This window comes from Flavobacterium flabelliforme (genome assembly GCF_017948675.1).
Classification (GTDB): domain Bacteria; phylum Bacteroidota; class Bacteroidia; order Flavobacteriales; family Flavobacteriaceae; genus Flavobacterium; species Flavobacterium pygoscelis.
On record NZ_JAGFBU010000001.1, the window covers coordinates 1,124,693 to 1,139,321 of the forward strand.

A 14,629-nucleotide genomic window follows, 5' to 3' on the forward strand; every position below is an offset into this window, starting at 1 on the left:
CTAACAAAAGTTAGATTTTTTTTCATTTTTAATTTAATAAAAATGTATATATAAAATTCTAGAATTGATTTTTACACCAATTCTAGAATTATTGTATTGTATTAAACTTTACTGCTCATGATACTAATTTTCGACTCTTACCATTACCATTTTTCCGTTATAAGGTTTATTCCCTTTTGAATCTTGTACTTGTTTTGCTTCTTCAATAGAGTCAAACTTAGTAAAGTAAATAAAATATTTACTTGTATTTACATCGTAAAAGAAATTAATATTTTTCTCTCCTGCAGCAACCACTTTTCGTAAGAATTCATCTCTTTTGGCAACATCACTGTGTACTGCTAGTACTAAATAATATCCACCTTCAACATTCTTAATACTCTTAATGATCTGCATATTAGATTGTTCTTCACCATAATTAAAATCCTGCGGTTTAAATACTTCTTTACTGAGTGGCGTTGTTTCTTTAATACGTTTTAGGGTTGCCATGTCATTAGCGTAGCGACCTTGATCATTTTCAAAAGAAGCACGTTTGATTCTTCTTTTCTTTTCGATTTCAGTTTCCACTTTAATTTTTTCTAATGATGCTAATAAATTAGTATTAGTCTGTAAAACTTTAGCTTGATCTGCTTTTAAGGCTTCAATAGTTTTTAAATAATACAGCGTAGTTGGATCATTTTTATTTCCTTTTTTAAGTCTCTCATTATACAAATTTTCTAATGAAACAATTTTATTATTTTGACTTTTGTTCAACTCAGCAATACTAGCTTGTAAAGCAGCTAGAGCATTGTTTTGTGCAGAAATACTTTTGAAAGGTTTAGGCTCTTTAAAGATTCCTTTATCACTTAAATCGTTTTCCTCTTTTAAGTCATTAAGTTCTTTATCTCTTTCAGCAACTGTTGCATCTAATTTACTTAACAAATCTTTTTGACCACTTTCAGATTCCGTTATAAATTGACTCAAATCTTTCATGGCTCTGGCATTATCGTCCTTGCCTTCTAAAATATTTTTTTCTTGAGCTAATGCTATTGCTTTCGCTTTGGCATCGGCAGCCAATTTTGCTTCCGCATCTAATTTTTCCTGAACTAAAGCAGCTGCTTTGGCCTGAGCTTCAAGTGCTAGTCTTGATTTATTCTCTATATCTGCTTTTGCTTGAGCCTCTGCAGCTAGTTTAGCATTCGCTTCCGCTGCTAATTTTGCTTTGGCTTCTGCTTCGACTTTTTCTTTTGCTAATGCTGTAGCTCTGGCTTGAGCCTCTGCAGCCAATTTAGCATCTACTATTGCTTTAGCTTTAGCTTCTGCTTCTAATTTTTCTTTCGCTTGTGCTGCTGCTTTTGCTTGAGCGTCTGCAACCAATTTAGCGTCTGCTATTGCTTTGGCTTTAGCTTCTGCTTCTAATTTTTGTTGCGCTAATGCTGCAGCTTTCGCTTGAGCTTCTGTCGCTAATTTAGCATCAGTATCCGCTTTAATCTTAACGGCAGCTTCTTGTTTCTCTTTAGCTAGTGCTGCAGCTTTAGCTTGAGCTTCTGCAGCTAATTTTGCATCGGCTTCCGCTTTAATTTTCGCTTCTGCATCTAATTTTTCTTTTGCAAGGATTGCCGCTGCTTTTGCTTGCGCATCTGCTTCTTGTTTCTCTTTTGCTAATGCTGCTGCTTTAAGTTGGGCTTCCGCAGCTAGTTTAGCATCGGCTTCCGCTTTAATTTTAGCTGCTGCATCTAATTTTTCTTTTGCAAGGATTGCCGCTGCTTTGGCTTGCGCATCTGCTTCTTGTTTCTCTTTTGCTAATGCTGCTGCTTTGGCTTGCGCTTCAGCTGATAGTTTAGCATCGGCTTCTTGTTTCTCTTTTGCTAGTGCTGCTGCTTTTAGTTGTGCTTCCGCAGCTAGTTTAGCATCAGATTCCGCTTTAATTTTAGCTGCTGCATCTAATTTTTCTTTGGCTAAGGCTGCCGCTGCTTTCCCTTGAGCATCTGTTTCTTGTTTCTCTTTAGCTAATGCTGCAGCTTTGGCTTGCGCTTCAGCTGATAGTTTAGCATCGGCATCCGCTTTAACTTTAGCTGCTGCATCTAATTTTTCTTTGGCTAAAGCTGCCGCTGCTTTCGCTTGAGCATCTGATTCTTGTTTTTCTTTAGCTAATGCCGCTGCTTTGGCTTGCGCTTCAGCTGATAGTTTGGCATCTGATTCGGCTTTAATCCTAGCTGCAGCATCCAATTTTTCTTTGGCTAGTGTTGCTGCTTTGGCTTGAGCTAGAGCCTTTGCTCTTGCGTCTGCATCTGCTTTGACTTTTGCTTCAGCATCCAATTTAGCTTGAGCTAGTGCTGCTGCTTTTGCTTGCGCTTCTTTGATTCTATCGTTTTCCGTTTGTTTTGGCTGTGCTAATGCCGCTGCTTTTGCTGCTGCGTCTGCTTTAATTTTGGCATCTGCGTCTGCTTTAGCTTGTGCTACTGCCGCTAGTTTTGCTTGAGCCTCTGCTGCTAATTTAGCTTTTGCATCTTCATTTGCTTTAAGTTTAGCGGCTGCATCTGCTCTAGCTTGAGCTAGTACAGCTGCTTTGGCTTTATTCTCCGCTTCTAACTTAGCTTTTGCATCAGCAACTGCATTGTTTTTTGGTGCTACAGCAGGTTTTGGTTTACTAGCAATGTTTTTTGGTGCTTGAGTCGTGTTGATTATAGCGCCTTCAATCTCATCATCATCTTGATAGTATTTGTTACTTTTAAATTTATAGGCAAGGGAAATTTCATGTGAAGAACCAAAATTAGAAAGACTACCAGTAGCCTTTTCATAATTATATTCGATAGAAATTTTTGGAGTTAAGTTTAAACCCAAACCTCCAGACATTCCGTACAAAGTATTGTATCCACCTTGTGCCCAAACACCACTAGGAATAGCAAACATGACCAATCCTGCGATAACTGTTTTTTCTTTTTTAAGCTCTGTTCTTACCAAAGCAGAAAACTTACTTCTATCAAAAAAACCATTGGTTTCTAAATATCCTGTATGCATTGCATGTAACTCAATACTTTTCTCAGGATCATCCTGAACCATTTTTGAAGTCTTAATATTGTACAAGAATACATTATTAATAGAGGCTCCAAAATCTAGAAAGGCAGTACCATAATTAATTCCTGGATTAATAGATAATAAAAAATTAGAAGGAATATTATCTAATGAAGGATCTGGATAATTCGTAATAACTTTCGCAGTATTCAAACCACTCTTATAAAAGGCTAAATTTAATCCAAAAGTTAAGTTACTATCTTGATCTAATTCTACGTTTTGAGCAAAATTTAGGACACCTCCAAAGGTGGTTAAAACTCCGTAATTTTGTTGAAATACACCCACAGAAACCCCTTGATTTTCTCTAAAACGACCTGAATAACCAAACAAATAAGTTTGAGGAGCATTATCGAATTGAACCCATTGTCTTTTGTTGTAAAAGCTAATAGTACTCCCTTGTTCCCGAACAAAACTAAAAGTTGGATTGATTAAAAAGCGATTAAATTTTAATGAATTTCTGATTGGTAATGTAAACGAAACAACTCCATCCTCTTTGACTATGTCTTGAGAATAGAGTATTTGATTTGAAACGTAAAAAAAGATAATGAATAGTAAAAGTTTCTTCATATTATTTAATCAAAGTTATAGAACCTTTTTTTACTTTTTTATCTTTTGTTGTAATAATGTAATAAAAGACTGGGTTTATATTTTTGAAATCCATAGAGCTTTCGGGCCAATTATTTTGATAATTATCAGTTTTTAAAACTTGTTTCCCTGAAGCGCTTATTATCTGAACTTCAGTATTAGTTCCTCCTAAATATTCTTGCGGAATAACCCAAGTATCATTTATATCATCTCCATTAGGACTAATAAGATTTGGTATTGAAGTTACACTTGCGTCTATAATAGGATACTTAAATGTAAAATTAAATGTTTTAGTAGATGCACAACCCGTAGCTTGATTTATTACCAGACTATAATCTCCTGCATTTGTAATATCATAACTATTTGTTGTAGCTGCAGGCACTATTATTCCATTTTTAAACCATTGAAAAGTAGGATTTATAGCTGTAGTAGTGGCAATAACAGTTTTTGACTCTCCCTCTTGTAGTGTAACTACATCTGGGATATTTATACTGCTGTTAAATTGGATTTCTTGTAAATTTATTATTGAAGTATTAACACAGCCACCCAAATCAACTTTAACAGAATAGGAACCCGCTTTATTGGCATCATAAGTGATTGCAGTTGCTCCATTTATTGCCACATCATCAAGATACCATTGATAACTATTTGCTACTTGACTTGTTAAAGTTGTTGCTCCTTGTGAAGCACAAAAAGGATTTCCTTTACTTGAGGTAATATTTGAAATTTGAACAGATGCAGACTCAACTCTTACACGATTGGAATAAGAATTAGAAGTACAAGAACCATAATTGGTTTCTACATAATAAGTACCCGGTTGATTTACCGACAGACTGGTTGTAGTTCCCACTAAAATAGGATTAGGTAAAGCTTCCTTGAACCACTTATAAGTTAAAGAGGGATATTTAAGAGGAGAATCATTTGTACCAGTACCTGGATTATCAATTTTTAAAACATAACTACCCCCTGAACAATAACTGGCTGTAGCCACAAAATTATTGATTGAAAAAGGACTGTTTTGAATTTGATAGTAGGCTGAGAAAGAAACAGATTCTGCGCTTGTTTTTGCAGGGTTAGTACTTCTTACTCTGATTTTATAATTTTCTCCACCCGTATTTTGAGGAAAAGAAAATTTTAAACTTCCTTTAGAAGTAGTTATTGCACCTGGATTACTGCTAACAAGAATAACAGCACTAGAGAATGAGCCATTAGCATCCGACAATTCTACAATAAATTGATTACTGGGATTTAATGCCGATTGTGGCGAAAAGCTAAATTCAACTTTAAATGGAGCAGTTGAATTATAAGACTCATCTGCACAAACTTGTGTAAAGTTAAGTACAGGTGAGCCTATAGATATTTGAGAATATGTAGTGCTAATTGATAAAAACAGCACTAAAAGTAATAAACACGAAAAATATTTTTTTACCATGGGAGCAATAGCTGAACTCTTCTTAATATAGTATAACTAACAAATATAACTTAGTGAAAAAAAAGGAATCCCTACATAAGTTAAAATTCACACTATTTTCAATTGAAAACTATTTATCTACATTAGAAGCAACAATTTTTCCAATTTTCAATCTGAAGTCTGGTCTTTTGTTATTTAAGAAGTCAATAAAGGTTTCGTTGTTATCGCTTTTAGAATAAAAATTAGCGAATGAACTATTACCATACCAACCTTCTAAATCTTCGTTATTAGTATTAAACTCTGTAAATATATTTCCGTTACAGAAATTAAAATACATGTGTTCAAATTTAATTCTTTTTAGATTTTTGTCATTAATTTCAATTTTACTATCTAACAAAACAGCTGGATTAAAACCTGATATTACTGTTTTTCTACATTCTAAAGATGAATTTTCCGAAACATAAATAGCCTCTTTAATCAAACCTGAAGCGATATCAACAGCAATGTTTTCACTACCATTTACTAAAGTAAGGTTTGTAGCTACAACTAATGTTTGTTTTTTTGCAAAATCTACTTCATCTTTAGTAGTGTAAGAAGCAACATCTAAACATCTTGAACCATTTTGATTAGATAAAAACGAAGAACGAATCGCTAATGAATTATCAATTTGGCATTGTGTACCATAATTAAATTTGTAGTCATTACTGCTAGATTTAAAAGAAACTAGTTTATTCAATTTCACTTCTCCTCCTAAAACTTCAAAAGAATCACCTCCTGAAAAACTAACCATAACATTTTCAACTACAGTTTTATTTCCTACTCCACATAACAATAAAGAATTAAAATTCTCTGTACCTTTTAATTTTGCACCTGCAAATTCTATTCTTACAAATCTTAAAATTCCTGAATTACTTGCAGCGTTAGTTCCACCGAAAGCAGTTAACGCAGGATTAAGTTCAAAATTGGCTGCTGAAACACCACCAAATCTATTTATAGGTGCATCTCCTAATAAAATTATTCCTCCCCAATCTCCAGCTTTTTTCAAGCTTTTGTTAGAAGTAAAAACAATAGGATCTGTATCTAAACCATCTGCTATTAAAGTAGCTCCTTTAGTAATTACTAAAGATGCTTTTGATTCAGAATCACAAATAATTACTGTTCCCGGATCAATTGTAAGTGTAGCATTATTTGTTACGTATACATTTCCTTGTAATAAGTAAATATTTTTCTTTTCTAATTTTGTATTTACAGAAATATTACCAGCTAAAATTCTGTTGGCTTCTCCGTATTCTTGTTTATTAGGCTTAAAATCTGTCCAATTGTTTAACCAATTATTAGATCCTATTATTCCTTTTTCCTGTTGTGCAGTAACACTTCCAGCTATCAAAAGAAACACGCCAATAAGTTTAGTAATGTTTTTCATAATATTATTAATAAAGGGTTATTTTTTTTACTGATTTTAATTTTAATCTTAATCTAAAACGGATTATATGAACTACAACTCGTTAAATTCATGAAGCGATTTCATTGTATTTTCATAGAACAAAATAGCCGCAATTAAATTATCCTTATCCGAATAAGGCAACATTCGTCTTTGAAAATCTACAGTCAATGCTAGAAATGCAGTAGTACCTTCTACTTGCGCTTCCATCGATTTTTTGTTTTCTGCATTATTAGGTATACCTATGTCTGTAATAGTAACTCCTGGTTTAGTAGCTAATGCAATATAAGGTAATATTTTAACAAGAACTTGTATTCGTTCAACATATAATTCCAAAAGCTCTCCTTTTTGCATACCTCTCAATTCATCCAAACCGTGATATTTTTTAATGGATGCGCTTGAACTAATAATACTTCTTGGAGCATTTTTATTTTGTGAAAAACCCAAACTGGCAGTGAATAAAAAAACACTTAAAAAAATAATTTTAGTCTTCATACTTAATATAAAATAGTTAATATTATCAAAACAAAAGTAACAAATTAAAATTAATTTACAACATTTATTAACAATCGTTGGTTAAAAAAGTATTATCAAAACGCTCGTATCACAAGCCATACGTATTAAACAAACGAAACTTACAGTATGTTAAAATTTTTAACAATTAAAAAATGTAAGAATAATAAACACAAAAAAACAGAAAAGAGGATTAGTTACCTTATAATAATCTCAAAACCAAATTGATTTCTGGTTATAAAAATAGTATTATTTAATTGCAAAAAAAAGATAGTTTAAACTTAAACAAGCATTTACATGCTTAAAAACTAAATGATTTTTAACAACCAAATTAAGAACGCTAACTCTACACATTCAATTTCATTACTTAATATTGCAATACTAAGGTTTTATATAGAATGATGCAATTTTTTTTATTGTTAATTAATTAAATTTAAGCAAAAAAAGGTAAATAAACTAAATATGACATTCCAAAAACATCATAAATATTTTAATTTATGATAGGTAAATGCATTAAAATTTTAACGACAAAACATCTATTAATTGTTGGGGGAAACAAAAATAATTTAAATAAAACCAGGACAAATAATCCAATTGGCTAAAAAAACAATCAAATTAAAATATTAACTCTTAATAGATTGAAGTTTTTAAATACATCACAATTAAAACTATAAAAACTAGCGTAGTAATAAAAATTCAATGCTTTTTTGATAACAAAAGAGAAAATACTTTAAAGCAGTCAAAAAAATATTTATAGCAGGAATTTTGAACCTGTAAACTTTGCCTTATATAATTTTAGCCTATACCATTTTCTATTATCTTTGCTTTATGCAATTTTCAGAAATTTTAGGGCAAGATCATATTAAAAACCATTTAACAAAAAGTGCCGATTTAGGCCGAATTCCGCACGCACAATTATTTGTTGGTCCAGAAGGAAGTGGAACATTAGCTATGGCAATTGCTTATGCTCAGTACATTATCTGCAACAATATCAATAGCCAAAATGAGGGAGAAAACTTGGCTTGTAATCTAAAATTCCAAAAAATTTCACATCCTGATTTACATTTTATCTATCCAACAGTCAGCACAGAAGATGTAAAAACTAAGCCAAAAAGTATTGACTTTATAGCGGAATGGAGACTGTTTTTAGAACAAAACATATATGGAAGTCTTTTTGATTGGTACCAAGTTTTAGGGGTAAAAAATAAGCAAGGAGAAATTAGAGTCGATGATGCGCAAGAAATTCTTAAATTATTGGCGCTAAAATCTTTTGAAGGTGGACACAAAATCGTTATTATTTGGATGGCCGATAAGCTAAACATTGCTGCATCTAATAAATTATTAAAACTACTTGAAGAGCCAACAGATAAGACTGTTTTTATATTGATATCCGAAAATGAAGAAGATATTATACAAACCATTCGCTCACGATGTCAAGTATTACATTTTAATGGCTTACCCGAAAACATAATTTCAGAAGCTTTAATTTCTAATGAAAATGCAGATCCCAAAACGGCTTTAAAAATAGCTCATCAAGCACAAGGAAACTATAACAAAGCGATTCAGTTATTACAACCCGATAGCGAGACCACTTTTTTCGAAAAATGGTTTGTAGATTGGGTCCGTGCAGCTTTTAGAGCCAAAGGAAATGCTGCTGCAATACAAGATCTTATTCAATGGAGTGAACAAATCGCTGCTTTAGGAAGAGAAACACAGAAAAAATTTCTTCATTTTTGTATTGATATGTTTCGCCAAGCTTTGTTACTGAATTATCAAACACCTAAATTAGTCTATATAGAACCTCAAGTCGAAAAGTTCAAATTAGAAAATTTTGCGCCTTTTGTAAATGGCAACAACATTAATGACATTTTTAAAGAACTTTCAGATGCTATGTATCATATCGAGCGCAATGGAAACGCAAAAATTATTTTAACCGATTTATCAATCAAACTAACCCGTTTAATTCACAAAAAATAAAAAAATGAACAACATTACTTCTATTTTAATTTTAATTTTTTTAGCTATAACATTTCTACAGTCAGGCTACGATAAACTTTTTAACTGGAAAGACAACGTAGATTGGCTAAAAGGTCATTTTGCAAAAACACCCTTAAAAAATAATGTTCCTTTAGCATTAGCGAACATTTTAGTATTAGAACTCATCGCCGGAATTTTATGCGTCGTAGGATGCGTTCAACTAGTGGTGAATAACGGAAGGCTTTTTGGTTTTTATGGAGCCGTTTTTTCATGTATTACCTTATTAATGCTGCTTTTTGGTCAGCGCTTGGCTAAAGATTACGATGGAGCAAGAACAATAGTTATCTATTTTATACCCGCTATATTAGCTGTTTATTGGTTAAACTAAAAATAAATTACAAAAAATTACATTGACAATACAAATGACACCAAAACATCCTTCAGAGTCTTTGACTATACTAACAGATTTAGTTTTACCAAGTGAAACAAATCCTTTAAACAATCTTTTTGGCGGTGAATTATTAGCACGTATGGATCGTGCAGCAAGTATTGCAGCAGGAAGACATTCTCGCAGAATTACCGTTACAGCCTCCGTAAATCACGTAGCTTTTAACAGAGCAATTCCTTTGGGAAGTGTAGTAAATGTGGAAGCAAAAGTTTCCCGATCTTTCAAGAGTTCAATGGAAATTTATATTGATGTTTGGGTAGAAGACAGACAATCAGGAAATCGTGCAAAAGCTAATGAAGCAATATACACTTTTGTGGCCGTAGATGATACAGGAAGACCGGTTGAAGTTCCCCAGATAATACCCGAAACTGAACTCGAAAAAGAACGTTTTGATGCAGCGCTGCGACGCAAACAACTGAGTTTAGTTTTGGCAGGAAAAATGAATCCACAAGATGCTACAGAGTTAAAAGCATTATTCGTTTAAATATTAGCCTTATTTTTAATTAAAACTTAAGGTTTTAAAATATTTGATAAAGAGAATATTCACATTAAAAAAAGAAGTATTTTTACGAAAATATATATTCTTGCAAAATTAGAATTTTCAGGATAATTACACATCCTGTCAGTTTCTTACAGTTATAAAATAATACAAATAGATGAAAGAAAAGGTAAAAGAGAAGATGAGCACAGAAAAAGAAAACAAATTAAAAGCGTTACAACTTACGCTGGACAAACTAGATAAGACTTACGGAAAAGGAACTGTAATGAAAATGGGGGACAAAGCCATTGAGGAAGTAGAAACTATTTCATCAGGATCTTTGGGAATCGATTTAGCATTAGGAGTTGGTGGTTATCCAAGAGGAAGAATTATAGAAATTTACGGTCCAGAATCATCTGGAAAAACAACGCTAACACTTCATGCGATTGCAGAGGCGCAAAAAGCGGGAGGAATTGCTGCTTTTATTGATGCTGAACATGCATTTGATAGAAATTATGCTGAAAAATTAGGAGTAGATATTGAAAACTTAATCATTTCGCAACCAGACAATGGGGAACAAGCATTAGAAATTGCTGAAAACCTAATTCGTTCAGGAGCAATTGATATTGTAGTTATTGACTCGGTTGCTGCTTTGACTCCAAAAAGTGAAATTGAAGGAGAAATGGGAGATTCTAAAATGGGTCTTCACGCTCGTTTGATGTCTCAAGCTTTAAGAAAGTTAACAGGAACAATTAGCAAAACAAACTGTACAGTTTTCTTTATCAACCAATTGAGAGAGAAAATTGGAGTAATGTTTGGAAATCCAGAAACAACAACTGGAGGAAATGCATTGAAGTTTTACGCTTCGGTACGTTTAGATATTCGTCGTTCAACACAAATAAAAGATGGTGACAACGTAATTGGAAACAGAACCAAAGTTAAAATTGTAAAAAATAAAGTGGCTCCTCCTTTTAAAGTAGCCGAATTTGATATCATGTATGGTGAAGGGGTTTCTAAAACTGGTGAGATTTTAGATCTAGCGGTTGAATTTGAAATTATCAAAAAATCTGGTTCTTGGTTCAGTTATGGAGAAACTAAATTAGGACAAGGTCGTGATGCTGTAAAATCTTTAATTAAAGATAATCCAGAATTAGCAGACGAATTAGAAATTAAAATAAAAGCAAGAATTAAAGAAATTGCAGAAGCATAATTAAATTCATTGTACTCATAAAAATGCTCGGAAAACTTCCGAGCATTTTTTTTTGAAAAAACTCCATAAAATTTTTTAAAGTACTTTGAAATAAAAGATAATAAATCTGTTGTTTATCCAAACTGAAAAAATATAAAGTATGACTAATTCAATATATGACAGATTGTTACACTATTTTTTTTATTTAATTTAGTAAATTTTAAGTACAATTCTATCCTTTCCATTTTTAATAAGGTTCATTAATTTTGATAAAAAAATAATGTTTCAAGCAACCTTTTTTATAATCTACACTCTTAAGATAGTAATGCATAAATTATTAACTAAAAAATGAAAAAAATGAAAAAAATTGCACTGCTTTTAGTAGTCATTAGCACCTTAATAGGATGTACGCTTGACAATGAAAATAAAGATACATACTCGTATTCTATATTACCAATTGATAGTTATACCCTTCCTGCTACTTTTAAATTAGGAGAAACCTATGCTATAAAATTAAAATACCAAAGACCTACAGCTTGTTATCTTTTTGAAGGTATTTACTATAATAAAAATTTAAATACTAGAACAATTGCGATACAAGCTGCAGTTAAAGACAATCAAGCCTGCACCACTGAATTACCGCCATTATCAGAGGCATCCTTCAATTTTCAAGTAACGGCTACAGGATCTTATATTTTTAAATTTTACAAAGGAAAAGACGCTGAAAATAAAGACTTGTATGAAGAAGTAGTTGTACAAGTAACTCCATAATATAAATTCTTTGTCATTAGAAGAAATTATAGCAGAATGTAAAAAGAACCACCCCAAAGCTCAAGAACAATTGTATCAATTGTTTGCTAAAAAGTTTTTTGGGGTGTGTCTTAAATATTCGCGTAATTATGATGATGCTCAAGACAATTTACAAGATGGTTTTATAATTATCTTTAAAAAAATACATCAATATAGTGGCAAAGGGTCTTTTGAAGGCTGGGCCAAAAGAATACTAATAAATAATGCCTTACTCCGCTTTAAGGATATTCGGTTTCTAGAAATAATTGACGATAGCATAGCTGAAGTAGCCCTAGAAATAGAAGACGAAAATATCTCACTAGAGTATCTTTTGCAAATCATACAAGAATTACCGGATCAATACCGAATTGTATTTAGTTTATATGTTCTTGATGGTTATTCTCATAAAGAGATTAGTGAAATGCTAAAGATATCGACTGGAACAACAAAATCTAATCTTTATAGAGCACGACTAATTTTGAAAGAAAAAATTGAAAAAATAACCCCTTTTAAATTCGAATCATCGGCAAAATGAAAAATAAAAAAAATATAGACCGATTGTTTCAAGAACGCTTTAAGGATTTTGAGAGTGCTCCTAATGATCAAACCTGGTCAAAAATACAAACTGGTTTAAAAGAAGAAAAAAAAGAACGAAAAATTATTCCGTTATGGTTTAAATATTCAGGAATAGCTGTTGCATTTTTTGTTGGGTTTTTTAGTCTTAACACGCTTTATAAATCCCAAAACAGTACTAAATATAGGCTTGAAAATAATATAGTTATACCCAAAGAATCTTTAGATTCAAACAATAATACTACGGTTATTATAGACAGTACTTCAAGAGGAATTAAAAAAAAGATGGAGGAAATAAAAAGTTTATCAATCGCTGTTGGTGATTCCTCAACAAACACAATACAACACGAATCATCTGCCAAAACAACGAATAATACAACAAGTAAACAAAAAAATGCTATAGTGAATAGCCAACAAAATAATTCAAAATCGGTAGTAAAAAATCTTAAAAATTCAAGAACAGAGTCACTGATTGCAAATCAATACTTACTTAAAAAAGAAACCAATTCAAGTGAATTGCAATTCCCAGGAATAATAACTGAAGCAATAAATAAAAACGATAATTTAGTTGTTAATCAAGATCAATCAGAATCTAAAAGGAGTAATGAAATTATAGTTCCAAACGAATTAGAAGTCATTTTAGCGCAAAAAAAAGATCTTAAGGATAAAGTCGTATCAAATAATGTAAAGAGATGGGAAATCGCACCAAATGTATCTGCAATGTATCCCAATTCTAAAGTGGCAAACATTGATCCTGAATTTAATCAAAATTCAAAAAGTAGTGATAAAAGCGTTGGTTTTGGTATTGGTATTAAATATGCGGTTAGCAAAAAAATGGTTTTGAGAACAGGAATTAATAAATTTGATTTAGGTTTTAACACCAATAATGTCATTTATTCTTCTGGATTAAATACTACTGCCTTAGCAAATGTAAGCTATACTGAAAATGCCATGATTGAGATAAGAAATAATAATGACGGAAATCCTCTAATGTCATTCGAAAAAGATTTACAGAAAACAAACAGCGGAACTGTAAATCAAAAAATGGGATATTATGAAATTCCATTAGAAGTTTCTTATGCTATTTTAGATCGAAAAATGGGCATTAGCGTAATAGCTGGAGTTAGTACGTTATTTTTAGACGAGAATAAAATTTCATTAATCTCATCAGATAATACCATACAATTGGGAGAAGCGAACAACTTAAATTCGGTCAATTTTAGCACTAATATTGGTTTGGGATTTCAATATAAATTTATAAAATCTTTTCAGTTGAATCTAGAACCCATGTTTAAATATCAACTCAATACTTTTAATACAAATTCTGGAACTAAACCTTTGATTTTTGGATTATATAGCGGAATTAGTTACCATTTTTGATAGTATCAGACTCAAATTGTAGTAATTGAGAATAAATTATTTCACGTACTTCCTCACGAATTACTTTTCGATCTACATTTGTGCCAGAAGTCGCGACATGATGATGCATTTTGACACGCATTAAACCGGGGCTTCCGCTAAAAAAAGTATAAGAAAATCTTTTTTTATTATCAGCAAAAGTGATTGGTGCAATTGGAATACCATGATCTACAGCCAAACGAAAAGCTCCATCTTTAAAAGTGTCTAATAAAATAGATTCATCGTCAGGAACTCCACCTTCAGGGAAAATACAAATACTCAACCCTTGATTGATCCTTTTTTGAGCAAGGTCAAAAACTTCCATTTTACTTTTAGAAGAATTTCTATCTACAAGAATACAGGATCTTTTATAGAAAAAACCAAACAAAGGAATTTTAGAAAGCTCTTTTTTTCCAACAAAAACAAATGGATTTTTAGTTAATGCAAGCATTAGCATAATGTCTGCCATTGAGGTATGATTAGCAACAATCATGTAGCTTTTTCGATATTCCATCTCTTGTTCCTTATCAACTTTATAACGGAATCCCATTCCGAATAAAATAAATTTAGCCCAAATTCTAGCCATTTTAAAAAAGTAAGGATAACCACTTTCTGTTAAAATAGACAAAACCAAAAAGGGAAACATAATCAGTATAGGAATGGCCATTAAAACATAAAACCAAATGCGCCAAAGTGTCCAAAAAATAATCTTTACTCCTCTCATAACGCCAAAAGTAACAAATCAGAAGTTATAATTGTTAAAAAAATTTACTACA

12 protein-coding genes are annotated in these 14,629 nt (G+C 31.8%); 7 read left to right on the forward strand and 5 right to left on the reverse strand.

All coding sequences use genetic code 11. From position 1 onward, the window contains the following. Positions 1–123: 123 nt before the first annotated feature. The 4 genes from J3S90_RS04890 to J3S90_RS04905 form a co-directional block, all read right to left on the reverse strand. On the reverse strand, positions 124–3,618 hold the full coding sequence (locus J3S90_RS04890) for a PorP/SprF family type IX secretion system membrane protein (protein ID WP_210645116.1): 3,495 nt from the start codon (positions 3,616–3,618) through the stop codon (positions 124–126). Position 3,619: 1 nt separating this feature from the next. Further along, the gene (locus tag J3S90_RS04895; RefSeq protein ID WP_210645118.1) at positions 3,620–5,068 is read right to left on the reverse strand and encodes a T9SS type B sorting domain-containing protein; all 1,449 of its coding nucleotides are present in this window, start codon (positions 5,066–5,068) and stop codon (positions 3,620–3,622) included. Positions 5,069–5,177: 109 nt separating this feature from the next. Then, entirely contained in the window at positions 5,178–6,470 is a 1,293-nt protein-coding gene (locus tag J3S90_RS04900; RefSeq protein ID WP_188049250.1) for a hypothetical protein, read from the reverse strand. Positions 6,471–6,542: 72 nt separating this feature from the next. After that, on the reverse strand, positions 6,543–6,983 hold the full coding sequence (locus J3S90_RS04905) for a hypothetical protein (protein WP_188049251.1): 441 nt from the start codon (positions 6,981–6,983) through the stop codon (positions 6,543–6,545). A gap of 846 nt (positions 6,984–7,829) precedes the next feature. Here J3S90_RS04905 and J3S90_RS04910 point away from each other — a divergent pair. The 7 genes from J3S90_RS04910 (at position 7,830) to J3S90_RS04940 (ending at position 13,835) form a co-directional block, all read left to right on the forward strand. Continuing rightward, positions 7,830–8,978 (forward strand): DNA polymerase III subunit, encoded by a 1,149-nt coding sequence (locus J3S90_RS04910; RefSeq protein WP_210645121.1) that lies wholly within the window; start codon positions 7,830–7,832, stop codon positions 8,976–8,978. Between the two features lie 4 nt (positions 8,979–8,982). Continuing rightward, entirely contained in the window at positions 8,983–9,366 is a 384-nt protein-coding gene (locus tag J3S90_RS04915) for a DoxX family membrane protein (RefSeq protein ID WP_188049253.1), read from the forward strand. Between the two features lie 34 nt (positions 9,367–9,400). After that, positions 9,401–9,910, forward strand: coding sequence for an acyl-CoA thioesterase (locus tag J3S90_RS04920; RefSeq protein ID WP_188049254.1), 510 nt, complete (start codon positions 9,401–9,403; stop codon positions 9,908–9,910). 196 nt (positions 9,911–10,106) lie between these two features. Then, a complete protein-coding gene (recA, locus tag J3S90_RS04925; RefSeq protein WP_188049510.1) occupies positions 10,107–11,114 on the forward strand; it encodes a recombinase RecA in 1,008 nt (335 codons plus the stop codon). Between the two features lie 336 nt (positions 11,115–11,450). Next, a complete protein-coding gene (locus tag J3S90_RS04930) occupies positions 11,451–11,864 on the forward strand; it encodes a hypothetical protein (protein WP_210645123.1) in 414 nt (137 codons plus the stop codon). 10 nt (positions 11,865–11,874) lie between these two features. Beyond that, a complete protein-coding gene (locus J3S90_RS04935; protein WP_210645125.1) occupies positions 11,875–12,417 on the forward strand; it encodes an RNA polymerase sigma factor in 543 nt (180 codons plus the stop codon). Beyond that, the gene (locus J3S90_RS04940; RefSeq protein WP_210645127.1) at positions 12,414–13,835 is read left to right on the forward strand and encodes a porin family protein; all 1,422 of its coding nucleotides are present in this window, start codon (positions 12,414–12,416) and stop codon (positions 13,833–13,835) included. Before J3S90_RS04935 ends, J3S90_RS04940 begins: the two co-directional genes overlap by 4 nt. On the opposite strand, the gene J3S90_RS04945 is transcribed toward J3S90_RS04940, so the two are convergent. Further along, positions 13,819–14,577, reverse strand: a complete 759-nt coding sequence (locus J3S90_RS04945; protein WP_210645129.1) for a lysophospholipid acyltransferase family protein — start codon at positions 14,575–14,577, stop codon at positions 13,819–13,821. The genes J3S90_RS04940 and J3S90_RS04945 overlap by 17 nt on opposite strands. Between the last annotated feature and the right edge of the window lie 52 nt (positions 14,578–14,629).